Source organism: Vibrio sp. Vb2960, assembly GCF_033337665.1.
Classification (GTDB): Bacteria; Pseudomonadota; Gammaproteobacteria; order Enterobacterales; family Vibrionaceae; genus Vibrio; species Vibrio alginolyticus.
In genome coordinates, this window is sequence record NZ_JAWORD010000001.1 from 360,679 (window position 1) to 383,853 (window position 23,175).

19 protein-coding genes are annotated in these 23,175 nt (G+C 46.6%); 9 read left to right on the forward strand and 10 right to left on the reverse strand.

The features are described 5' to 3' along the window. Positions 1-9: 9 nt before the first annotated feature. From R7O03_RS01560 to R7O03_RS01570, 3 genes are all read right to left on the reverse strand, one after another. The gene (locus R7O03_RS01560) at positions 10-1,734 is read right to left on the reverse strand and encodes a putative 2-aminoethylphosphonate ABC transporter permease subunit (RefSeq protein WP_005445406.1); all 1,725 of its coding nucleotides are present in this window, start codon (positions 1,732-1,734) and stop codon (positions 10-12) included. A gap of 8 nt (positions 1,735-1,742) precedes the next feature. Next, complete coding sequence (locus tag R7O03_RS01565) at positions 1,743-2,849, reverse strand: putative 2-aminoethylphosphonate ABC transporter ATP-binding protein (protein WP_005432488.1); 1,107 nt, start codon at positions 2,847-2,849, stop codon at positions 1,743-1,745. Between the two features lie 756 nt (positions 2,850-3,605). After that, on the reverse strand, positions 3,606-4,616 hold the full coding sequence (locus R7O03_RS01570) for a putative 2-aminoethylphosphonate ABC transporter substrate-binding protein (protein WP_005384363.1): 1,011 nt from the start codon (positions 4,614-4,616) through the stop codon (positions 3,606-3,608). A gap of 266 nt (positions 4,617-4,882) precedes the next feature. Between R7O03_RS01570 and phnW the strand changes: the two genes are divergently transcribed. The 3 genes from phnW to phnX all read left to right on the forward strand — a co-directional run bounded on the left by phnW (position 4,883) and on the right by phnX (position 8,296). Next, the gene (phnW, locus tag R7O03_RS01575; RefSeq protein WP_318131341.1) at positions 4,883-5,986 is read left to right on the forward strand and encodes a 2-aminoethylphosphonate--pyruvate transaminase; all 1,104 of its coding nucleotides are present in this window, start codon (positions 4,883-4,885) and stop codon (positions 5,984-5,986) included. Between the two features lie 26 nt (positions 5,987-6,012). After that, the gene (locus R7O03_RS01580) at positions 6,013-7,392 is read left to right on the forward strand and encodes an aspartate aminotransferase family protein (RefSeq protein ID WP_318131343.1); all 1,380 of its coding nucleotides are present in this window, start codon (positions 6,013-6,015) and stop codon (positions 7,390-7,392) included. Between the two features lie 88 nt (positions 7,393-7,480). Then, entirely contained in the window at positions 7,481-8,296 is an 816-nt protein-coding gene (gene phnX, locus R7O03_RS01585; protein ID WP_318131345.1) for a phosphonoacetaldehyde hydrolase, read from the forward strand. An 85-nt stretch (positions 8,297-8,381) separates the two neighbouring features. On the opposite strand, the gene R7O03_RS01590 is transcribed toward phnX, so the two are convergent. Further along, entirely contained in the window at positions 8,382-8,744 is a 363-nt protein-coding gene (locus R7O03_RS01590; protein WP_318131346.1) for an ATPase, read from the reverse strand. A 9-nt stretch (positions 8,745-8,753) separates the two neighbouring features. Then, complete coding sequence (locus R7O03_RS01595; RefSeq protein WP_025768035.1) at positions 8,754-10,784, reverse strand: S8 family serine peptidase; 2,031 nt, start codon at positions 10,782-10,784, stop codon at positions 8,754-8,756. Positions 10,785-11,250: 466 nt separating this feature from the next. On the opposite strand from R7O03_RS01595, the gene R7O03_RS01600 reads away from it, so the two are divergent. Then, the gene (locus tag R7O03_RS01600; RefSeq protein WP_318131348.1) at positions 11,251-12,507 is read left to right on the forward strand and encodes an SGNH/GDSL hydrolase family protein; all 1,257 of its coding nucleotides are present in this window, start codon (positions 11,251-11,253) and stop codon (positions 12,505-12,507) included. A gap of 155 nt (positions 12,508-12,662) precedes the next feature. On the opposite strand, the gene R7O03_RS01605 is transcribed toward R7O03_RS01600, so the two are convergent. After that, positions 12,663-13,262, reverse strand: coding sequence for a TetR/AcrR family transcriptional regulator (locus R7O03_RS01605; protein ID WP_005374096.1), 600 nt, complete (start codon positions 13,260-13,262; stop codon positions 12,663-12,665). A 111-nt stretch (positions 13,263-13,373) separates the two neighbouring features. Here R7O03_RS01605 and R7O03_RS01610 point away from each other — a divergent pair, with 111 nt between their 5' ends. Then, a complete protein-coding gene (locus R7O03_RS01610; protein ID WP_005374097.1) occupies positions 13,374-13,916 on the forward strand; it encodes a carboxymuconolactone decarboxylase family protein in 543 nt (180 codons plus the stop codon). A gap of 96 nt (positions 13,917-14,012) precedes the next feature. Here the strand turns inward: R7O03_RS01610 and R7O03_RS01615 are convergent, their stop codons facing one another. The 3 genes from R7O03_RS01615 to R7O03_RS01625 are packed head-to-tail and all read right to left on the reverse strand — an operon-like array spanning position 14,013 to position 18,545. Next, on the reverse strand, positions 14,013-15,389 hold the full coding sequence (locus R7O03_RS01615) for an efflux transporter outer membrane subunit (RefSeq protein WP_318131350.1): 1,377 nt from the start codon (positions 15,387-15,389) through the stop codon (positions 14,013-14,015). A 14-nt stretch (positions 15,390-15,403) separates the two neighbouring features. Further along, the gene (locus R7O03_RS01620) at positions 15,404-17,368 is read right to left on the reverse strand and encodes a MacB family efflux pump subunit (RefSeq protein ID WP_318131352.1); all 1,965 of its coding nucleotides are present in this window, start codon (positions 17,366-17,368) and stop codon (positions 15,404-15,406) included. 1 nt (position 17,369) lies between these two features. Continuing rightward, positions 17,370-18,545, reverse strand: coding sequence for an efflux RND transporter periplasmic adaptor subunit (locus R7O03_RS01625; protein WP_318131354.1), 1,176 nt, complete (start codon positions 18,543-18,545; stop codon positions 17,370-17,372). A gap of 771 nt (positions 18,546-19,316) precedes the next feature. Between R7O03_RS01625 and R7O03_RS01630 the strand changes: the two genes are divergently transcribed. The 4 genes from R7O03_RS01630 to R7O03_RS01645 all read left to right on the forward strand — a co-directional run bounded on the left by R7O03_RS01630 (position 19,317) and on the right by R7O03_RS01645 (position 22,544). Next, positions 19,317-20,660 (forward strand): OmpP1/FadL family transporter, encoded by a 1,344-nt coding sequence (locus tag R7O03_RS01630; protein ID WP_054701482.1) that lies wholly within the window; start codon positions 19,317-19,319, stop codon positions 20,658-20,660. A gap of 78 nt (positions 20,661-20,738) precedes the next feature. Then, positions 20,739-21,458: a carbonic anhydrase gene (locus tag R7O03_RS01635; RefSeq protein ID WP_020841751.1), complete on the forward strand. Its 720-nt coding sequence runs from the start codon at positions 20,739-20,741 to the stop codon at positions 21,456-21,458. 79 nt (positions 21,459-21,537) lie between these two features. Continuing rightward, on the forward strand, positions 21,538-22,089 hold the full coding sequence (locus R7O03_RS01640) for a YtfJ family protein (RefSeq protein WP_005480925.1): 552 nt from the start codon (positions 21,538-21,540) through the stop codon (positions 22,087-22,089). Between the two features lie 20 nt (positions 22,090-22,109). Continuing rightward, positions 22,110-22,544, forward strand: a complete 435-nt coding sequence (locus tag R7O03_RS01645; protein ID WP_005480927.1) for a hypothetical protein — start codon at positions 22,110-22,112, stop codon at positions 22,542-22,544. 79 nt (positions 22,545-22,623) lie between these two features. Here R7O03_RS01645 and R7O03_RS01650 read toward each other — a convergent pair whose 3' ends face one another. Further along, positions 22,624-23,163, reverse strand: coding sequence for an NUDIX domain-containing protein (locus R7O03_RS01650; RefSeq protein ID WP_172563700.1), 540 nt, complete (start codon positions 23,161-23,163; stop codon positions 22,624-22,626). Between the last annotated feature and the right edge of the window lie 12 nt (positions 23,164-23,175).

Below are 23,175 nucleotides of genomic sequence, written 5' to 3' on the forward strand. Positions count from 1 at the left end.
GAAGTGTCCTTATCTTTTGCGCCAAGCTTGTGTGCGATTCTCTAACAATTTACCCAAAGTCATCTGAACAATCTTCGCAATTGCGGCAGCAATCATGATCATCACAGCCATTGCCGCTGCAGCGCCAGTTTGACCTGCATCGTCCATGTTCAGAATCGAGACCGAAGCCGGAATCGTATCAGTTGAGTAAAGGAATACTACCGCAGAAGTGGTGGTCAATGCATTAACAAACAAGTAAGTCGCAATGTCCAAAATCGCAGGTAAACACACAGGTAATGTCACTTTAAAGAACAACTTGTATTGAGGAAGCTTCACCGATGCCGCCGTGGCTTCAATCTCCGATGGCAACTGCTTTAGCGCTGTCAGGGCGGTCATGTGACCCACGGTGTAGTAATGCACTACCGTGTTAATCACCAAGAATGCCATGGTGCCATAAAGCACATTCAAAGGATTGTTCGCATCGTTGAAGTAAAAGATGTAACCCAAGCCAAGCACCATACCCGGAACTGCCATTGGCACCACGCTGAGCATTTGCATCACCTGACGAATTGGACCGAACGCACGCCCTTTCTCAATGCAGTAAGCACCGACAAAGATGATGGCTGTGCCAATAACTGCCGTCCAACCAGCCAGTGTTAGTGAGTTGAAGAATGGGCTCCAACCGTAGGTGCTCATTTCAGCAAAGTTGTAGTTGTTTAGCGTCAGCGCTTTATTCCAAGGCCAGAACGTCACTAACGAGCCATACACCGCCATGCCAAGTACTGCCAACACTGCAATAGAAATGATGCTGCAGTAAACCAAACAAATGCTGTCGCGCGCTTTGTTAGGTTCTGGCTGATAAGGCACCGAGCGAGTGTCAAATAAGCTCTTTTGCTTTTTCTGAACCCAGCGGTCTGCGCCGAACGCCATTACCGCAGGGAATAGAAGCATAATGCTTGTCACCGCACCCATGGCAAAGTTTTGCTGTCCGACAACTTGTTTGAAGATGTCAGTCGCCAAAACGTTGTAGCTGCCCCCAATCACTTTCGGTACACCAAAGTCCGTGATAACCAGTGTGAAGACCACGATAAGCGTACTGATCAAACCGTATTTCGCCGCAGGTAACGTCACCATAAAGAAGGTTTTGATGGGTGAAGTTTTCAGTGCGCGGGCTGCTTCATACAAGCGAGCATCAGAAGTGCGCAGCGAAGTGGTTAAGATCATCAATGCATGAGGAAAGGTCCAGAAGATCAAACCCATCGAGATACCAATCACGCCATAAATCGAGTTTCCTAACAGCATCTCTTTCGCAATGCCTTGATTACCGAAAAGAAAGATTAAACTGATCGCCGGCAACAACGAAGGCGCAAGGATTGGCGCAGTACCTAAGATTTGGAACAAACCTTTAAACGGCATGCATGAACGAGTCAGCGCGTAGGCATAACCAAACGCAAGTACACCCACCACCGAGGTTACAATCACGCCCAAAGTGAAGGTGTTTCCCACCGACACCCACAAGCTTGAAGAAGAAAAGTACGTCGCAAAGTTTGCCAATCCGACAAATTCGCCATTGGCATTTTGCACACTCTTGGTCAACATTGCCCAAAGCGGCATTAAGATGAACAGCACCATCATGGTCGACAAGCCAGCGAGCAAACCAAACAACACAAGGTTGTCGCGGCTAACACGTCCGAGTAGGGATTTTGCTTTGTCTTGTGTGGTCAGGCTATTCATCGTCATTGTCTTCGCATCCATGTTTACACCTACGCCGCTAGCGCTTTATCAACCGAGGGCACGGCGTAACCATGCAGCCCTTCTTCAGCAAACTGGATGTAACGTACATCGCCCGCCTTGATATTGAGTTTTTGAACCGTTTCCACAGGCACATCCACGACGATGGTTTTCGTTGAGCTGTCGTTTTGCAATACGCAATCAATGCGGAAAAACGCCCCCAAAAACTCGGTAGCCGTTACTCGCACTGGTAAAGAGTTGGTGTAGTTTTCAACGAACTTGATGCTTTCAGGACGCACCGCAAGGTCGAAGCGATCACCACGTTGGATCTTACGATTAGTCAAGCTGGGCGCTGGCATTAGGGTTTCTGCAATGCGTACTTGGGAGTCCGTTGCTACTGAGGTTTCAATAAAGTTCATGCTACCGACAAACTCAGCGACAAAGCGCGTGGCTGGTTGTTGGTAGATCTCTTGAGGTGTGCCGACTTGCTCTATCACACCATGGTTCATTACCACGATACGATCCGCCATCGACAACGCTTCATCCTGATCGTGTGTAACCATGATGGTGGTGATGCCAAGCTTACGTTGCAGCTTACAAATCTCGTCACGTAAGTGAACACGTACTTTTGCATCCAGCGCCGACAATGGCTCATCAAGTAGCAGTAGACCCGGAGATAGCGCCAATGCACGAGCCAAAGCAACACGCTGCTGCTGACCACCAGAAAGTTGGTTCGGGAATTTCTCGCCAGAGGTTGGAAGACCAATGGTTTCTAGCCAGTAATCCACTTTCTCTAGCGCTTCTTTGGTCGACATTCCTTGATTCTTCAAACCCACCGCAATGTTCTCTTGCACAGTAAGGTTCGGAAACAGCGCGTAAGATTGGAATACGATGCCGAAATCGCGCTTCTCTGGTGGTAGGAATGTGGTCTCTTGACCGTTTTGAAAAATCGCACCAGACGTTGGCAAATCTAAACCTGCAATGGCACGTAGTAGAGTGGTTTTACCGCAGCCAGAAGGACCAAGAAAACAAACGAACTCGCCCTTTTCAATCGCTAGCGAGATTTTCTTTAATGCAGTGAACTGTCCGAATTGCTTCACTACATTTTCGATATTTAGGTAATGTTGGTTAGTTGACATAACACACGCTCCAAATGGTATATACCAACTTTAGTTTTGGAGTGTTACGTTCCAATGACAAATTTATAGCCAGAAGATGACAAATAGATGAAGGGCGATGAGGTTTGTTTCTACGCTTGCAACCCCCTCCAACTCCCCCTTTTATCAGCATGGTTTGCCAAGCATTTGAATGCGGTTAGCTCAGTGCTTTCACTGATGTCATTCTGAAGGAGCCTAGGCGAGTATTTAGAATCTACTCGAAGCGCGTTAGATGTTGCATTGTGAATTAAACTATCTGTGAACGCAGAACCAGTCCCTCCCCTTTACCAGCATGACTGTTGTAGTCCCCAGAACTTAAAGCCAAGGGGAGGTTAGGTGGGGTTGATGGTTTAACGTTGAGTTAAGTGCTTCCAACCCCCTCCAACTCCCCCTTTTCTCAGCATGGTGTGCCAAGCATTTGAATGCGGTTATCAAGGGGTGAGTTTTCTTTGCTGCAGTGAGTTCGGTGCTTTCCCGACGTCATTCTGAAGGAGCCTAGGCGAGTATTCAGAATCTACTCGAAGCGCGTTGGATGTTGCAACGTGAATAAAATAATCCACAAATGCAGAACCAGTCCCTCCCCTTTACCGGCATGACTGTTGTAGTCCCCAAAAGTTAAAGCCAAGGGGAGGTTAGGTGGGGTTGCTGCTTTTAGGCTTTTGACTTTCGCCTCTCACAGAAACAAAAAATCCACCTCAACCGAGGTGGATTTCAGTATTCAACTCAAAGCAAATTCAATTAAGACTTTGGCTCTGATTTCGCGTCAAACTTCTCAGACCATGCCGCTAGAATCTCTGCACGCTTACTGCCCATTTGCGCGAAGTCCATCTTCGCCATGTTCTCTTGAACATTAGGGAAGTTAGACACAGTCGCTTTCACTTCTTTATGTGCAACCACTGGGTACATTTCTACGTAAAGCTCGTTTGCCGCTTTAGAGATTGACCAGTCGACAACACGTTTCGCTGCATCAGACTCTTTTACTAGACCAACGGCTTCTGATTCCCAGCCGATGCCTTTTGGTGTGATCACCGCTAGTGGTGCACCTTGTGTTTTCAGCTTCGCGCCGCGGCTCGCCATCGAGATACCGATAGCCACTTCACCCATACCCGCTTGAACACATGGCTTAGAGCCCGAGTGCGTGTAGTGTGCAATGTTCTTGTCTAGGTCACGCATGTAGTTCCATGCCTGATCTTCACCCATGTTTTGTAGCCAAGCAGAAACCTGCATGTAACCAGTGCCTGAAGACGCTGGGTTTGGCATTGCAATGTGACCTTTGTAAACCGGCTTTGTTAGGTCTTCCCAAGACGTTGGTTTCGGTAGGTTAAGTTGTTTCGCTACCGCTTCGTTAAAACAAACTGCGTTAAAGAACGCATCGTTACCGAACCAAGCTTGGTTTGATTGAGGGTCGTTTAGGTTCGCGTGCAGCTCTTCCAAACCTTTTGGTGTGTAAGGCTTAAGAAGACCTTCATCTTTAAGCAGTGCCATTGACGAGCCAGCCAGACCCCAAACCACTTCCGCTTGAGGGTTGTTCTTTTCTGCCAGCAATTTCGCCGTCATGATACCGGTGGAATCGCGAACCCACTTAATCTTGATATCTGGGTTATCTTTCTCAAACGCAGACTTGTATTTCGCAAGAATGTCAGTTTCGAAAGCGGTGTAAACCGTGACTTCCTGTGCTGCCATTGCATTCGTAGCTAGCAGAGAGACAAGTGCAGCCAGCGATCCTTTCATCAAACGGTTTTTCATCATTTTCTCCAGTTAATTTGGCTAAGTTTTCATTTGGTCTGTACCAGTTGGCGATATACACCCTACTGAGCCTTTGTGACGAATTCATGACCATTAAATGGCAGTTTTACGAAAATTATCGATGAATAATCGTTCAATTGATCCGCCATTTTCTGGATATTAAAGTTTTATGAAATTGGAGATTCGCCTATTTACTGCCCTTTTCTTCCTCGCTAGAGTGAACTTGAAATTTGGTGTAGACCAATTAGCCTATTCTGATGGAAATCGAGATGAAAAACGAATACCTACTACTGACTCCAGGTCCTCTATCTACTTCTGAAACAGTACGTGAAGCCATGCTAAAAGACTGGTGTACTTGGGATGATGAATACAACAAAGACATTGTAGAAGTGATCCGCACTAAGCTTGTAAAACTGGCAACTCAACAAGACGGCTACACCAGCGTACTAATGCAAGGTAGCGGCACCGCATCAGTAGAAGCGACGATTGGCAGCGTCATTGGCAAAGATGGAAAATTGTTGGTTGTCGACAACGGTGCGTACGGTGCACGTATCGCTCAGATCGCTGATTACCTAAATATTCCATGCCATGTAGTTTCCCCAGGCGAAACATCACAGCCACACTTGAACGAGGTGGAAACTGCATTGGCATCGGATCCTGCGATCACACACGTGGCGATTGTTCACTGCGAGACAACCACTGGCATGCTTAACCCAATTGAGGCATTTGCTTCTGCAGCGAAAGCACACGGTAAAGTGGTGATTCTCGATGCCATGTCGAGCTTTGGTGGCATTCCTATCGATATTGCTGAGCTAGGCATCGATTTTATGATCAGCTCTGCAAACAAATGTATTCAAGGCGTGCCGGGCTTTGGCTTTGTGATTGCGAAACAAACTGAGCTCGAAAAGTGCCAAGGTCAGGCTCGTTCTTTAAGCCTTGATCTTTACGACCAGTGGCACTGCATGGAAGTGAACCACGGCAAATGGCGTTTTACGTCTCCAACGCACACGGTTCGCGCTTTCTATCAAGCATTGTTAGAGCTGGAACAAGAAGGCGGCATTGAAGCTCGTCATCACCGTTACCAAACTAACCAGAAAACACTGGTTGCAGGTATGCGTTCTTTGGGGTTTGAGCCACTACTGAGTGATGACCTTCACTCGCCAATCATCACTTCTTTCTACTCTCCGACGCACAGTGATTACCAGTTCAAAGCGTTCTACACACGTTTGAAAGAGCAGGGCTTCGTGATCTATCCGGGTAAGGTATCGAACGCAGATTGCTTCCGCATCGGCAACATTGGTGAAGTTTACCCAGCAGATATCGAGCGCTTAATCGGTGCGATTGAAAAAGCAATGTACTGGCAAGTTGCGTAAAGCAGCCTTCTGATTGAGAGAGCGTTATGACTCAGAATATCAAACCGACCCACTTCCGCAGCGAAGGCGATGTCAACACGACACCAGCGCGCCAAGCTTGGAATGCATCGATGGACGATGAACGCACGCAAGCCTTGTTGAAGCGTGATTCGCAGGTCTTTCTTCATCAAGCCATGTCGACGCCTTGCTTAGATACCTTGGAAGCAGCAGAAGGCATCTACATCCAAGATGCTACCGGTAAAAAGTACATGGATTTCCATGGCAATAACGTCCATCAACTGGGCTACGGTCACCCGCATGTGATTAAACGAGTACAAGAGCAAATTGCCAAACTGCCGTTTTCACCACGTCGCTTTACCAACGAGACCGCGATTGAATGTGCCGAAAAGCTCACCCAAATCTGTGGCGGTGAATTGAACCGTGTGCTGTTTGCTCCAGGTGGCACATCTGCAGTGGGCATGGCTCTTAAATTAGCACGCCACATCACGGGCAACTACAAGGTGGTGTCTCTGTGGGATTCCTTCCACGGCGCATCGTTGGATGCCATCTCAGTGGGCGGTGAAGCGTGTTTCCGCCAAGGCATGGGACCATTAATGGCAGGTGTTGAGCGCATTCCACCAGCCGTATCTTATCGTGGTGCTTTCCCAGTCGCGAACGGCAGCGACGTACATTACGCCGACTACCTTGAATACGTGATTGAGAAAGAAGGCGGCGTGGGCGCATTTATCGCAGAAGCGGTTCGTAATACCGACGTACAAGTGCCAAGTAAAGCCTACTGGAAACGTATCCGTGAAATCTGTGACAAACACAATGTCATGTTGATCATCGACGACATCCCTAACGGCATGGGTCGCAGCGGTGAATGGTTTACCTACCAAGCCTACGACATCGAGCCAGATATGCTCTGCGTCGGTAAAGGTTTGGGCGGAGGCTTAGTGCCTATCGCAGCCATGGTAACCAAAGACAAATACAACACCGCCGAGCAAATCTCCATGGGTCACTACACTCACGAGAAGAGCCCTATCGGTTGTGCTGCAGCACTGGCAACCATGGAAGCCATTGAGCAAGACGGCTTGCTAGATAAAACCAAAGCCGACAGCCAGTTCATGCGTGAAAAGCTGCTAGAGATGAAAGCCAAGTACCCAGTAATTGGTGATGTGCGTGGCATCGGCATGTTATGGGGCATTGAGCTGGTCACCGACCACGAGAGCAAATCGCGCGCGTATGACGAAGCGGAAGCTGTGTTGTACCAATGCCTCAACAATGGCGTGAGCTTCAAGGTATCACAAGGCAATGTGATTCAACTCAGCCCACCGCTGATCATCACTCACGAACAGCTGACAGAAGCGTTGGCAATTTTCGAAGAAGCCATCGCCAAAGTGTGCAAAGACTTTAACTACTTTTAGGGTCAATAGACCTCAACAAAACCAATTATCCAGAGCGCGGTTCCAACGTATAGGCAAGCGCTCTAGCAAGCAAGAAAAAGGATTGAACATGAGCAACTCACCAATTCAAGCAGTGATCTTTGACTGGGCTGGCACTATCGTCGATTTCGGCTCTTTTGCACCGACCAGTATCTTTGTGGAAGCGTTCAAACAAGGCTTTGATTTCGATATCGATCTTGAGGAAGCGCGCGAACCAATGGGGCTTGGTAAGTGGGATCACATCCAAGCTGTGGGTCGTATCCCTGCAGTTGATAAACGTTGGAATGAGAAGTTTGGTCGCTCAATGACCAGCGAAGACATCGACGCTATCTACGCAGCATTCATGCCGCTGCAAAAAGCAAAAGTGGCTGAGCACGCAGAGCCAATCCTTAATGCGATTGAAGTTGTGAACGCTCTGAAAGACAAAGGCATCAAGATCGGTTCTTGTTCTGGTTACCCTCGCGAAGTGATGGACGTGCTGATTCCAGTGGCTGCGGATTACGGCTACAAACCAGATTACGTAGTAGCCACGGATGACCTGCCACAAGGTGGTCGCCCTGCGCCATTTATGGCACTGAAGAACGTGATTGAGCTGAATGTAACCGACGTTAATGCGTGTATCAAAGTGGATGACGCCGCACCGGGCATCGACGAAGGTCACAACGCTGGTATGTGGACCGTTGGCTTGCTGCTTTCTGGTAACGAAGCAGGTCTAACGTTTGAAGAATACCAAGCTGCGGACGAAGCAACGCTTGATGCCGCTCGTGAAAAAGCGCGTGCAAAATTGCTCAAGAGCTCGCCGCACTACCTTATCGATACGATCGCTGACTTCCCAGAAGTGGTTGCAGATATCGAACGTCGTCTAGCAGCAGGTGAACGTCCGTAATCTTCATCTTCCACTAACAAATGAAACAAACGCCCCTCACGTGAGGGGCGTGTTTCTTTTTGGCACTATCTCAAGGAAGTTTGGCTTATTGAAGCGTAGTTCCGTTAGATAGCAGCTTTCTTGTCGGCTCTTGCTCAGTGTATTCGACCGCATCGTGATCCGCGAGCTTATCGACTTCCGCCTGTTCACCCACCACAATCAACACATGTTGTTTCACCAGAGCGTCGACTACTTCAATGTTGTGCTGACGAAGAAGCGCTCTCACTTCGCTCTCTTTTCCTTCATGATACTTAATAAAGTAACGTTCAGGTTGCTGCTCGGCTTGATCTTGGCGTTCATCCACGAGAGGAAATCCTTGACTGTTTGCCAAGCTGCTTGAGCTCAGTCCGATTGCCAATAGTGCGGTAGCGCCTACCGCAGACAAAGAAAGTAAGGTCAACTTCTTCATAGTCACTCCTTATTGAAAGGTCAGAGTCCAACTGTTGATGGTGCCTGTGTCTCTTCTGGCACTGTCTACCGCTTTTAGTTCCCATGTACCTTGCGATTCAAAACCAGAAAAATCCGCTTGGAACGTGTTTTTTATATCGTTAGCGCTGCCGCCAGTATTATTGTGAAGTACAACTTCTCCACCAGTCGGTGACGTTAAAGTCACTCGTAGATCACCGATGTAAGTGTGGCTAATATCAACGTCAATACTTACTGTGCCTGAATCACCAGAGCGATCGACTTCTACTGCACTGATTGCGCCAGAAGATTTATTATCTGGAATCGCAACAGGGCTGGTATTTGAGAAGCTAGAATCCGAAGAGCTACCACCATCAGGTCCATTACAGCCAGCGTCCAAGAACAGCTTCGCCGCTTCAGCATTAACTAGGCCGTGGCCAGTACGGTTGTCTCGACCAGCAACATCAATATCTGTTGCAGTTTTCACTAGGGCATTACGCACTTGCGCTGCTGTACAGGTTGGGTGGTAACTCCACACCAAGCCAGCTACGCCCGTTACGTGCGGTGTCGCCATTGATGTACCATTGTAGTATTCGTAATCTTCACCAGAGGTTGTTGCAACAGTAATTTCCTGACCAACATACCCCAACAGCTCTTGACCAAATGCACGATCAACCGTTACCGAAACCATACGATAAGCGTTGTTTGTGTCTACCAAGAATGGGTTTTGTAAACCAGGTAGTTCAGAGTTGCTGTATACGATTGCAGCTCGCGCACCCGCATTGTAACAAGCCTGAACCGCATCCACTTCAGGGTAGTTTCCTGAAGACTGGTTGCCAATACGCTCAGTCAAACAAATTTTGCCCGACATATCACCACAGTTAAAGTTACCGCCAGATACATCACAGCTATCTAGCGTTGCCGTTACTGAACCCGCGATTGGATCCGGAACATACGAAGAACCGTTATTGATCAAACGATTGTGAGGAACAATCCCACGATCAAACTGACTGACACCATTCAAGGTAATATCAGAAAGTTTACCTTCACCTACCGTAACCGTTGATAAGATCGCCACACCCGGGCCTGAGATCTCAACTTGATTAGTAGATTGTGAGAACGCTGCATGATCATTTTGATTATCAACGGCCGCAACAGACATCACTGAGTCATAAGAAGCTGGATAGCTGTGCGCTGTATTGCCATCATTACCCGCAGCGGCGATCAATAGAACGCCTTGATCGTAAATATTTTGCAGTGCATTTTGCTCAGTTCGGCTTGATTGACTACCACCGAGGCTCATGTTCACAACGTTAGCACCATTATCGGCACAGGTCTGGATTGCTTTAACAAGCCCAGATGAGTAACCCCAACCCGATTCGTTAAATACTTTCACGATGTGCAAATTCACATTCTGGTTTGGCATCACACCCTTTACACCTTCGGTGTTGGCAATCGCAGCAATCGTACCCGCGACGTGAGTACCGTGGGCATTGTTGTTACCCGGATCACTCCATGATCCCGTACCACTATCGTTAGTACCAGCAACGCGGTTACCGCTTAGGTCGTTGTGCGAAATGTCGTACCCTGAATCGATAATACATACAGTGCGATTACCCGCATTGAAGTCAGCTAGCAGTTGAGCATTAACCGCTTCATATCCCCATGGGGTCGTTTCGCTGAGCAAATAGCGAGGTGGATCGACTTCCACGTATTCCACATCACTACGGTTGCGAAGCGGCTCTAAGTCATCGCCATCCAATTCAACGCTGTAAATGGCGCGATTACCCAGTTTTTCCACCTTACGTGCCTTCACCTGTTCTAGAACAGACTCCTGCGCGATTCGTGGCCCCCAGAATGAGTTACCCCCCATTGAAGAACGGCTGACTGCATCTTCTTTGAATTTGACGATGTACTTCGTCGGTAACTTAGATTCATCAAATCCCATTGGTGGAGCCGCAAACGCTGACATCGAAGTGGTCAGTGCTATTGCTACGGCAGACAACGAAAATAAGCCTTGTTTTTTACTTGTTGTGTAGTGCATTTGCCCTATTCCTTATTTGAGCTAATTTTTATTCACTATATTCTCATGAAAAGTCATCATCATGATGTTTGCATGAGAGCTTCAGCTATAGTTTACAGAGCAAAAATGCCAAACAATTTGTTTCATGAATATACAAATTTGTACAAAAGATCATTCAATAAACACTTTAAGTTAACATTAAAAATCATCGACAAAACCTTATAAAGCAATTACTTAATTAATAAAAAATGAATGTTAAATTAATGTTAGTGAGTAATTATTCTAAATATCACCCATTTAATCGATTGCTATGCTGAATGGATTTTTTGACCGTGGTGCCAAAACTGAAATATTGAATATTTAGTTGTTGACTGTCTTGAGCATTTACTCAGAATTAGAAGGTTTAGTGAGAAAAATTCTCATCTAAATACTGTTATAGCCGAGCGTATTCACGCATTCGGAACAATAACCATTACAAGAAGAGTGAATGATGAAAAAAACAATCACACTATTAACTGCATTACTTCCGCTTGCCTCCGCCATTGCAGAGGAGCCAACTTTATCACCAGCAATGGTTTCTGCGGCTGAAGTGGTTAGCGCGCAAGAAAATCAAACTTATACGTACGTTCGATGCTGGTATCGTACGAGCCACTCTAAGGACGATGCGGCTACCGATTGGAAATGGGCAAAAAACCAAGATGGTAGTGACTTCACTATCGATGGCTATTGGTGGAGCTCTGTTTCATTTAAAAACATGTTCTACACCAATACCTCACAAGACGTAATTCGTCAGCGTTGTGAAGAAACACTAGATCTAGCGAACGAGAACGCAGACATTACATTTTTTGCTGCTGACAATCGTTATTCTTATAACCACACGATCTGGAGCAATGATGCTGCAATGCAACCAGATCAAATAAACAAAGTAGTGGCTTTGGGCGATAGCTTGTCTGATACAGGCAACATCTTTAACGCGTCCCAATGGCGCTTCCCTAACCCGAATAGCTGGTTCTTGGGTCACTTCTCAAACGGTTTTGTTTGGACGGAATACGTTGCTAAAGCCAAAAACTTACCGCTATACAACTGGGCAGTTGGTGGCGCAGCAGGTGAAAACCAATACATCGCGCTAACTGGTGTCGGCGAACAAGTTTCTTCTTACTTAACCTACACAAAGCTGGCGAAGAACTACAACCCTGCTAACACATTGTTTACGTTAGAGTTTGGTTTAAATGATTTCATGAACTACAACCGTAGCGTGCCGGAAGTAAAAGCGGATTACGCTGAAGCTCTGATTCGTTTAACAGACGCTGGCGCGAAGAACTTCATGTTGATGACACTGCCAGATGCAACCAAAGCACCACAGTTCAAATACTCAACACAGGAAGAAATTGAAACGATTCGTGCGAAAGTATTGAAAATGAACGAGTTCATCAAAGCACAAGCGATGTACTACAAAGCCCAAGGCTACAACATCGCATTGTTTGATACACACGCACTGTTTGAGAAGTTAACCTCGGCACCAGAAGAACACGGTTTCGTAAATGCAAGCGACCCTTGCTTAGACATCAACCGTTCATCTTCTGTTGACTACATGTACACTCACTCATTACGTTCTGAATGTGCAGCATCTGGCGCAGATAAGTTCGTGTTCTGGGATGTGACTCACCCAACCACAGCAACGCATCGTTATGTGGCTGAAAAAATGTTAGAAAGCAGCAATAACTTAGAAGAGTTTCGCTTTTAATAAGCCGTTGTTGTTCATTGCAAGTTAATCTGCATAAAAATGACCACGATGCTTCGTGGTCATTTTTTATCGATATCGAACCCCGATAACGGGTTTATTTGAGCTCGCTTAGTTCAAGCCGTTGATTTAGAGACGTTGACTTTGAGCAGCCTCATTCAGCTTTCTGTTTTTGGTACGTTACCGCGGAAGCTGTCCACCATAATAGAGATCAACGTCTTTAAGGTTACATCATCACTACGGTATGAGTAGGCTCGTATACCCGTAAACTGAACCTGGAACAACTGAGCAAGAAGCAATGTATCCTGAGCTTCAATTTCGCCATTCTCGATTGCTCGCTCAAACAGCTTTGCAAGAAAAGATTCAAATTGGTTTGCTAAGCTGTTTGTTTGATTGCGCAGCGCATTAAAATCCTCAGCAAATTCACTTGCTGATTTGACTAACATGCACACTTCACTGGGATTGGAGTCTCGCTGATTGATAACCACATCAATCGCGAAAGCTTCTATTGCATCTAGAACCGTTGTGTTCTGAGCTAAATGCAACTCAAACAGGGCTTGTAAGTTCGCAACGTACATTTTTAGCGCTTCACAATATAGCCCCTCTTTTGACCCAAACGTCGCATAAATACTTCCAGGACGCAGATTCACGCTATCTTGTAAATCACGTGTAGATGTTGCATGAAAACCTTTCTTCCAGAATAGATCCGAGGCGGCTTTCACCACTTCATCACGTTGGAATTTCTTTGTATTCGCCATGAGCAATTATCAATTTTGAACATATGCTCAATTTTATATTGAGCGACCGCTCAAAATCAACTATCCTGTTCTTGCCTAATCCGCTCATATCCAATTACAGGAGATTTAAACATGGCAGAATTTAAACTGTATACCGCAGAAAACGCACCCGAAGGATCAAAGCACCTGATTGAAAATTCAGTCAAAGCGTTTGGCATGCTACCAAATCTTCATGCTGTTATGGCTGAAGCGCCAACCTTGCTTGAGGGTTATCAAGTTGTGCATGAGCTCTTTCAACAAACATCATTTAACGCAGAAGAATTGACCGTCGTATGGCAAACCATCAACGTTGAACATGGTTGTCACTACTGCGTTCCTGCTCATAGTGCGATCGCGGCGTCAATGAAAGTGGATCAGGAGATTGTCGATGCTCTCGTCAACCAAACACCATTGGCAGACGAAAAACTTGAAACACTACGAGAGACAACGCTTCAAATGGTGCGCCAACGTGGTGTAGTTGAAGAGTCTCAGATAGAGAAATTCTTTGCGGCGGGTTACGGACAGCAGCAACTGCTTGAAATTGTTCTTGGTCTAGCGCAAAAAGTGATGAGTAACTACACCAATCACCTAGCTGACACCCCGGTTGATGCACCTTTCAAGAAGTTCGCCAAGTAACTTAAGCTTTTATTACTGGTCCCATTCATGGGACCAGTAATACCTTCAAAAAAAGCTTTGTTGCATGGCGCTTCGCTAGTGTGTGCTGACCCCTAATTACAACGGCGCAACGTCGGTTCCCCCTAAAGACTGGTAAAGCGTAACCTGAGTGAGAAACTGGTTGTAGCGGTTTTCCAACAAAGAAGCTTGCGCGTTTCTGGTGTCTTCTTGTGCATTCAAATAGTCCATGATCGACGTCGAGCCATACTGATACCGCGCAGCATAAATGGACTCAGCGGCACTTGCGGCATCATATTGCTCTTGTAAACGCGCCGCCTGATACTTCAATTTTTCGCGTGCTGACAAGGCATTTTCGACATCTTGGAATGCGGCGTACAACACTTGGCGATAGCTCACAATGGCCGATTGATAGTCTAAATCGGCAATGGCTTGGCTGTTTTTCATCTCATTCCACTGCAAAAACGGTAGCGTCATATCCGCACCTAAACTGCCGATCGGGTTGGAAAGCAGGTCTTTGAGCGCTTGTGACGATCCCCCCAAAGCCCCAGTGAGCGTCAGCTTGGGCAAGTAGTCCAAATCTGCTGCGTCTTTATTTGCTAACGCCGCTTTGACTTCATAAATCGCGGCTTTAATGTCGGGTCTGCGGATCAATAAATCAGACGGAGCACCAACACTCAACGATGGCATATCGCCTTCAGGCAGCATTTGGATGTTTGCACTGATGCTCTTCGGCGGTTGATTGAACAAAATCGCAAAGGCGTTGTTTGCCTCAAGTAAACTCTGTTCAAACTCACTTTGCTGCGCTTGTAAGCTTGCCAACGTACGTTTGGCTTCAAGCACATCTAACTGATCCACAGCGCCAAGTTGGTACTGTTTTTCAATCAATTGTAGCGTTTGAGCTGCGTCTACCACATTACGCTGGCTGAGGTTTAAGCGCTGTTGCAGATAGCCGATTTGCCAATATAGCGATGCCGTCGTTGCGACCAAACTTTGTGCGGTCGCCTCGCGATCTTGTTGACTTGCCATCGCCGACCACTTGGCTTGGTCAACGTCTGCCGAGATTTTTCCCCACAAATCCAACTCGTAATTGACGGACAAGTTAGTGCTGTAGCTATCTGCCGATTCCCCGCTATCAAGAGATTTTTGAACTTGTCCTGATGTGGAAGAACTCAACGTAGGGAAAAGGTCATCTTGCGCTAAACCCAGCTGTAAACGCGCTTTCTTTAGCGTTAGCGTTGCCAGCGTCAAATCGTTGTTTTGAGCCAACACCTGAGTAATGTATTGATTAAGCGTTGGGTCGTTAAACGCCAACCACCAAGGATCCATACTGACATCACCCGCAACATGCATCTGTTGCCAATTTGCAGGCACTTGCACCTCAGGAGCTTGATAGTCGCTACGCATAAGCGAACCACAACCTGACAACCACACTGCGCTTAAGGCAGCCGCGACCAATCGAGTTTTGAATTTCATTGTGTTACTCATTTTTAGTCTCTCGCTAGCGCTTCTATCGGATCGAGTTTGGCGGCATTGCGAGCGGGTAAAAAGCCGAAGGCGATGCCAATCAACGTTGAGCAAATAAACGCCCAGATGATCGAGTTCATCGAGTAAATCATTTGGAAGCCGCTACCAGATGTACTGAATGCAAAACCAATCAAAAACGCCAAGCCAATACCAGCAATGCCACCACACAAACACACTAATACCGCTTCAATCAAAAACTGACGCAAAATATCCGCTTGCCGCGCACCCACAGCCATTCGCACACCGATCTCTTTCGTGCGCTCTGTCACCGACACCAACATGATGTTCATTACGCCAATTCCGCCGACAATTAGGGAGATCACCGCAATCGCTGAGATCAGTAACGTCATGGTGGCGGTGGTTTTCTCGATGCTCTGACGAATGGTGTCAGTGTTAATCGTGAAGAAATCTTCTGTACCGTGACGCATTTTTAACAAGTTGATGATGCTCTGTTCTACCGCTGCGCTTGGGGCGTTCTCATCAATCCGTACAGTAATGCCGTTGAGGTAGCGTTGTCCCATCATTCGTCCCGACATGGTGGTGTATGGCACCCAAATTTTCAGCGCGTCGCTGTTGCCAAACGCGTCTTCTTTTTTCTGCGTGACACCCACAATACGCACTGGCAATGAACCTAGAAAAATCACTTCACCAATCGGATTTCTATCCGCAAACATTTCCTTTCTAGTGTTGTCATCAATCACTGCTTCTTGCGCGAGTGAGTTCACGCTCTCTTCATCCCAAAACTGACCTTTGGCGATCTCATAACCGCGCACACGGAAATAATCTTCCCCAACCCCTTCCACAGACGCGGTTGCATCCTGATTGGCGTACCGCACGGTTAAGCTGTTAGATAACGACGGCGTGACACTGTCGACAAAAGGTAGACTCTCCAACGATTTAGCATCGTCGGCGGTTAGCGTTTTCACTCGTCCGGAGCGGCGGTCACCAAACCCTTTGCCCGGCCTGACATCAATGGTGTTTGTTCCCATGGATGAAATATTCGACAAAATTTGCTGTTGTGAACCATTACCTAGTGCCACCACGGAAACCACCGAGGCTATACCAATAATGATGCCGAGCATGGTCAAAAACGTGCGCATTCTGTGGCTAGACATCGCTAGCAGCGCCATTTTTAGCGCGTCAATAAAACTGTCCCACTTCCACCACTTACTGGCGGCTTGCGCTGGGCGATGAAAAGACGCGCTCGGTGTCTTTGCTGCTTGCTCATTGATTACAACTTGTGCATTTGGCGTATCTGCAATGATTTCACCATCTTTGATTTCAATGATGCGATCCGCAAAGTTCGCCACGTTCATATCATGAGTCACTAAGATGATAGTATGCCCAAGTTGATGCAACTCTTTAAGCAGTGCCATCATCTCTTGCCCACTGTGACTGTCTAATGCGCCAGTGGGCTCATCAGCGAGAATCACCTCACCACCGTTCATCAGTGCACGAGCAACACTCACGCGCTGTTGCTGGCCACCACTCAGTTGGCTGGGATTGTGGTTCAAACGATCTTCCAGCCCCAAGCGAGCCAATAGTGACTGCGCTCGCTCCGTTCTTTGACGATGAGGCACTCCCGCGTAAACCGCAGGTACTTCCACGTTTGCCACCGCGGTTAAATCCCCCAGCAGATGGTAACGCTGGAATATAAAGCCAAAATACTCGCGGCGCAGTTCCGCCAGTTGGTCGGATTCCAACGTCGAGACATCTTGCCCATTAATGAAGTATCGACCGCTGGACGGTTTATCCAAGCAGCCGAGCACATTCATCAGCGTCGATTTACCAGAGCCTGATGCACCCACGATCGCGACCATTTCACCGCGTTTTATCTCTAAATTAATGTGGTTCAACACAGTAAGCGACTCGTCGCCAGAGACAAATCGTCGAGTTAAATCCTCAACTTTTAAAAGCACGTCACTCATCTTAGAACCTCATTGGAGATCGACGACGATCACTTCGGCTTGATGATTCTCCATCCATAGCATTGCCAAGAACAACCTGATCACCCTCCTTCAAACCTGAGAGAATTTCTGCGTTCACTTTGTTGTTAATACCCACTGTCACGGGCTTTTCCACCACTTGGCCCTGTTCAAGCACTGGCACGGTATAGTTGCCTTTGCCGCCAGATTTTTGCAGCACTTGTGAAGGGACAATCAAGGTATTTTCCGATTGCTCAAGGACAATCGAAACTTGCGCAGTCATGCCAATACGCAAAATACCTTGCGGGTTCTTCACATCAAATACAGCGTTGTAGTAAATGGCGTCGCTATCTGAAATGCTCAGATCGCTATCATCGCCATCCATGATGGTTGGCCCCGGCTCAATGGCGCGCAGTGTGCCTTTAAACTGCTGATTCGGTTTGCCTAAAATGGTGAACAGCGCCATTTGGCCTGGGTGAACAAAAATCACATCGGCTTCCGAAATTTCGGCTTTCACCGTCATCGTATCTAGCTTGGCTAACTCGATAATAGTTGGCGTGGTTTGATTGGCGTTTACGGTTTGTCCTTCTTCCACCGCGGTGTAGACCACCGTGCCATCCATCGGTGCGTTGATGGTGGTGTAACCGAGATCTAACTGCGCATTGTCGACGTTGATTTTGGCTTTCTCGATTTCGGCATCCAGTTGCGCTAACTCGGCTTTGTAGATGGCGAGCGTCGCTTCGGCATTCTCGTAATCAGCTCGTGAGCTCGCTTTCGCTGCCAACATGCCTTTTTGGCGCACGTATTCATAGTTTGCTTGTTTAATCTGCGCTTGCTTAGCCTGGTACTGAGCGTTGAGACTATTAAGAGACGCTTGGGCTTCTTTGAGGCTGTTTTGCTGAGTCAGGCTGTCAATCTGTGCAATCAAGTCCCCCTGTTTTATCTCATCCCCTAAGTTCACAGCGAGGCGTTGAATTTGCCCAGATACTTGCGCACCTACATTCACCAATTTGGACGCTTGCAACATGCCGTTGGCTAATACCGCCTTTTCGATATTGCCTTTGCGAACGACTTCTGTCGCGTAAGGAGAAATGGGTTCTGGACGTTGCAGATAATGATAACCACCAGCACCAATAGCAAGTAGGCCACACAAAACGAGCCATTTTTTATTGAGTTTCATAGCAGGAGTGAAGTAAATAATCGTTTTGATTTTATACTGCTATTTGTCTTAGCCGTACAGGGTACGAGACGTAAAGATAGGTAAATTAACGTCAAGAAACTGAATGAATAACTTCACTAACGTGAAAAATCAGAGATATTATAGTCACTTCAAAACTTTATTATTCAATACGTATAGCAAAGACCATTTTTAATATAGAAATTCAAGTTATAAGTATTATAAACAAAACTTTTAAATACCAACAAACCAGTAAAAATCTTAACTTATTCAATATGCAATCCATCAAAATTTCATTATGGCCATTTTTAATTATTGAATTTCAAGAGGAGTTAAGTGGCAAGTTAAATAAAAAATACCCACATAACACAGGTAAGACCGAGAGGAGTGTGTCATGTGGGTTTAAACGATAGTTCTCTTGCTGATTCGAACTACCAACGTTGGGATGCAATGGAAATACAAATGACTCAGAGTTTCCATCACGGACACTTTATCGCTGGATTTCCCTCTATTTGTTAGGGAACAGTCAGTACAATAAAAATAGAGAAGTAATACCGCAAAAATAAAAATAGAGGTTCAGGATTTAATTTACACGTAAAATAACCACTATATTCACGCCATGAAGCATTAATAAATTCAACAATAAATATTTATTAAGTTAAATTTACTTATTGTCAGCACACTGTTAGTTTTACTCTTAAATGCACTGGTCAGATTTGTTTATTTTACTGATTTTCGTTGCAATACAACTTCTAATTAATTCATGAGAAAAACATGCAGCGACAATTAACTCTTTCACCGATTTATTTATTAATCGGGTTAGCCTCCTCGACGGCGTATGCCGGTGGTTTTCAAATTAACGAACATTCGGCGACGGGTCTTGGTCGTGCTTTTGCTGGTGATGCCGTCATTGGTGATAATGCGTCTGTAGTCAGCCGTAACGCCGCAGCGATGACGCTGTTTAAACAAAATGCCTTATCGTTCGGTGTCACTTACGTCAAACCTGACGTTACCGTTAAAAATGCGCAATATCATCGAGCTAACATTAATGCGGATGTCAATGTTGGTATGGGTGGTTTTCCTCCGTCCCCTCAAGCTGACATTACCCCGTCCTTCTCTCAAACCGTGACCGACATTGATGACGTCGATGGCGTTGGTCAACCAGCCGTTGTACCCAATTTTTACTTTATTCACCCTATCAACGACGACTGGTATCTAGGCTTATCGGCATATTCCAACTTCGGAACCGACATGGAGTTTAAACCAAACTATGGCGCACCTGTTTTTGGCGGTGTCACCAGCGTAGCGAGTGTCAACCTTGGCGCAAGCTTGGCATACAAGGTGAACGATCGTTTTAGTATCGGTGGTGGTATTGATGTGATTTACGGCTCTGGTGAGCTGTACCGCGATATGGACGTGGGTGTTTGCGTTGGTGGGAACATACTTGGAAACGAACTAGAACAACGCTGTGGATCCGTAAAAGGCAACGCACTTGATGTGGAAGCTGGCGGCATTGGGCTTGGCGCGAACATTGGCATGATGTACGAGTTTAACGAACGTCATCGCTTAGGTTTAAGCTACAAGCACAGCCCTAACATTGATGCCAAGGGTGACATCCACTTTGCTGGCGAATCGTACGACTCGCTTGCTATGCCGCTACCGGATATTGCGGAGTTTTCCGGTTATCACCGCGTCTTACCTAAATTTGCCCTGCACTATTCTGTGCAGTGGATTGGTTGGTCAGCATTTGACAGCTTGAAAGCTGATGATCAGTTGCTAAAAGATTTTCAGTGGCAAGACTCCGCGCACTACTCCATCGGTGCGACTTGGTACGCCAATGAACGTTGGACACTACGCACGGGTTACATGTTCGACAAAACACCTGTCGATGAGCTGACTTCGCTTTCTATCCCAGATTCGAACCGTCACTGGTTATCTGCGGGGGCCTCTTACCAATGGTCATCAGATACCACGGTTGACATCGGCATGACGTACTTGATTGGTGAAGATGTCAACGTAGAAGAGTACGCGTATGAAGGTGTTCCTGCACCGATGGTGACGGGCGTTACCCATTCAAATGCGTTCCTAATTGGTGCCCAACTCAGCCACCGTTTCTAATTCGTCAGGCAGTGATCAAACCTCTAGGTCATTGCCTTGTAACAACGCTTATCAAAGCGACCGAACAGAGACATTATTATGAACAAAACACTACTTGCTTTTTCACTCTCACTTCTCACTCTAAGCGCGGCTCAGGCTTCGGAATGGGGCTATGGCAATGACAAACACGGGCCAGAACACTGGGGAGAAATCGCCAAAGACTGCGCAACCACGAAAAACCAAAGCCCAATCAACATCGACAACCCAGCCGATGCAAAACTGGAAGCACTGAACCTTTCGTACACTGGTCAGGTCATTGGTTTAACCAACAATGGTCATACGCTGCAAGCGCAAGTGAATGGACGTAACAGCTTCACCATCGATGGCGAGACGTTCGAGCTGCAACAGTTCCATTTCCACACACCTTCAGAAAACCAAATCAAAGGCCGCCAATATCCACTTGAAGCGCACTTTGTACACGCCAACGCAGACGGCGAGTTGGCGGTAATTTCGGTGATGTTTGATGCTGGCGATCAAAACGCAGCGCTGTCTAAACTGATCAACGCAATCCCACAAGAGAATCAAACCACCTTCTTTAAAGATACGTTTGAGATTAACGACTTACTGCCAAAAACTGCAAACTACTATCGATTTAACGGCTCTTTAACCACACCACCATGTTCAGAAGGCGTGCGCTGGTTTGTGCTTAAAGACACTCAAACCTTATCCAAAGATCAAGCCGCGAAACTGATGGAAGTCATGGGACAAAACAATCGTCCGCTGCAACCGCTAAATGCGCGCGTTGTACTTTCTAACTAAACGCCACATCCGATAAGGGGCATCGTATTTGCCCCTTATTTTGATTCGCTCTAACCTCACTTCGTTACAGGAACCCCCAATGAAAACTCCATCTGTTCTGTCACTCTTACTCGCACTCGCCCCGACATTCGCCTTCTCTCATAACCTTTCTGTCGGTCAAACCACCCCTTCCGTCAGCATTGATACCTATGGCGAAATGACGCTGCAAGGAGACGATGTGGCTTATCAACCTTGGGCAACTCAGCAGATGTTAGGCAAAGTCCGTGTGATACAAGCCATTGCAGGTCGTAGTAAAGCCAAAGAGATGAACGCGCCGCTGATGTCAGCAATCACTGCCGCTCACTTTCCTGAAGATCAGTATCAGACCACAACCGTGATCAACCAAGAAGACGCCATATGGGGAACCGGTACATTTGTTAAATCGTCGGCAGAGGACAGCAAAAAGACATTCTCTTGGTCTTCCATGGTGTTAGACAAAAATGGCGTATTAGCAACAACTTGGGATCTACAGCAAGAAAGTTCTGCGATTATCGTACAAAATAAACAAGGCGAAATTTTATTCGTGAAAGAAGGGGCTTTAACTCAAGACGAAGTCACACACGTCATCGAACTGATTAAACAGAATATCTAAACCTAAGGTAAGGAAAAGCTATGAAACTGTTCAACACCATCGCACTCTGTCTTTTAGCGGCTGTAGCCTCTTTCCAATCGGTTGCAGGAGACAACGATTGGGATAAGATTGCAGATAAGACCGTCAGTTTTAAATCGGAAACCGACACAGTCAATCCACTGTCACCATTTGCTAACGCTCGTTTCAGCCACATAAAAATCAAATGTACGCAAGGTACGGTCGATCTGAAAAGCGTTAAAGTAATCATGAAAGATGGTCAGGAAAAGACGTTCGACAGTTTAGGGGTTCTGACTAAAGGCATGTCATCAAGAAGCTTAAGCCTACCAACAAAAGATAACGCGAAGTTAGACAAAATCGAGTTGAACTATGAATCGGTTGGCAGCACTGCGCTGCAAGTCGCGGGGGTGACCAAAAAAGCGCAAGTGGAAATCTTAGGTAAGAAAATCGACGAGTAAGCGATGGCTCAACGAGCTCACCCAAACTAAAAACAGCGGCACTAGGCCGCTGTTTTCATTAAAAAATCGTAATGAATAACTAAATGAATTTCTTCAGCTTCGCCAAACCATAAGCAGCGATGGTGACACAATCTTTGATCGTACCGTCGATCATCATCTGTTCGAACTCCTCAACCGAAAAAGCACGAGCGATCAAATCCTCTTCTTCACTGTCGAGTTGATTGCCCACGTCCGTTAAATCAGTGGCGAAATAGACGTGACATGTCTGATTCAAAAAGCCGTATGCGATAAACTGCGCGCCGACATACGCCATGGCGCTCGCCTGCATGCCCGTTTCTTCACGCAGCTCGCCTTTGGCAAGCTCAAGATGATCCGCATTTGGGTTTGATTCCCACGCCCCTTGTGGGATCTCCCAACAACGTTGACCTACGGTGTAACGGTACTGCTGAACCAAGTGAATCATCCCGTTATCGATAGCCAGAATCGCAGCACAATCAGGTTTGTCGACCACACCATAGATGCCCTCTGCGCCGCTCGGACGTAAAATTTTGTCCTCACGCACCGTCATCCACTTATTCTGGTAAACGACTTTGCTGTCTAGCTGTTTGATGTCTGACATGGTTATTCCTTG

Excerpts from the sequence above, each read along its gene's own strand:
- R7O03_RS01560 (WP_005445406.1), bottom strand. The coding sequence starts at position 1,734 with ATGGATGCGAAGACAATGACGATGAATAGCCTGACCACACAAGACAAA.
- R7O03_RS01565 (WP_005432488.1), bottom strand. The coding sequence starts at position 2,849 with ATGTCAACTAACCAACATTACCTAAATATCGAAAATGTAGTGAAGCAA.
- R7O03_RS01570 (WP_005384363.1), bottom strand. The coding sequence starts at position 4,616 with ATGATGAAAAACCGTTTGATGAAAGGATCGCTGGCTGCACTTGTCTCT.
- phnW (WP_318131341.1), top strand. The coding sequence starts at position 4,883 with ATGAAAAACGAATACCTACTACTGACTCCAGGTCCTCTATCTACTTCT.
- R7O03_RS01580 (WP_318131343.1), top strand. The coding sequence starts at position 6,013 with ATGACTCAGAATATCAAACCGACCCACTTCCGCAGCGAAGGCGATGTC.
- phnX (WP_318131345.1), top strand. The coding sequence starts at position 7,481 with ATGAGCAACTCACCAATTCAAGCAGTGATCTTTGACTGGGCTGGCACT.
- R7O03_RS01590 (WP_318131346.1), bottom strand. The coding sequence starts at position 8,744 with ATGAAGAAGTTGACCTTACTTTCTTTGTCTGCGGTAGGCGCTACCGCA.
- R7O03_RS01595 (WP_025768035.1), bottom strand. The coding sequence starts at position 10,784 with ATGCACTACACAACAAGTAAAAAACAAGGCTTATTTTCGTTGTCTGCC.
- R7O03_RS01600 (WP_318131348.1), top strand. The coding sequence starts at position 11,251 with ATGATGAAAAAAACAATCACACTATTAACTGCATTACTTCCGCTTGCC.
- R7O03_RS01605 (WP_005374096.1), bottom strand. The coding sequence starts at position 13,262 with ATGGCGAATACAAAGAAATTCCAACGTGATGAAGTGGTGAAAGCCGCC.
- R7O03_RS01610 (WP_005374097.1), top strand. The coding sequence starts at position 13,374 with ATGGCAGAATTTAAACTGTATACCGCAGAAAACGCACCCGAAGGATCA.
- R7O03_RS01615 (WP_318131350.1), bottom strand. The coding sequence starts at position 15,389 with ATGAAATTCAAAACTCGATTGGTCGCGGCTGCCTTAAGCGCAGTGTGG.
- R7O03_RS01620 (WP_318131352.1), bottom strand. The coding sequence starts at position 17,368 with ATGAGTGACGTGCTTTTAAAAGTTGAGGATTTAACTCGACGATTTGTC.
- R7O03_RS01625 (WP_318131354.1), bottom strand. The coding sequence starts at position 18,545 with ATGAAACTCAATAAAAAATGGCTCGTTTTGTGTGGCCTACTTGCTATT.
- R7O03_RS01630 (WP_054701482.1), top strand. The coding sequence starts at position 19,317 with ATGCAGCGACAATTAACTCTTTCACCGATTTATTTATTAATCGGGTTA.
- R7O03_RS01635 (WP_020841751.1), top strand. The coding sequence starts at position 20,739 with ATGAACAAAACACTACTTGCTTTTTCACTCTCACTTCTCACTCTAAGC.
- R7O03_RS01640 (WP_005480925.1), top strand. The coding sequence starts at position 21,538 with ATGAAAACTCCATCTGTTCTGTCACTCTTACTCGCACTCGCCCCGACA.
- R7O03_RS01645 (WP_005480927.1), top strand. The coding sequence starts at position 22,110 with ATGAAACTGTTCAACACCATCGCACTCTGTCTTTTAGCGGCTGTAGCC.
- R7O03_RS01650 (WP_172563700.1), bottom strand. The coding sequence starts at position 23,163 with ATGTCAGACATCAAACAGCTAGACAGCAAAGTCGTTTACCAGAATAAG.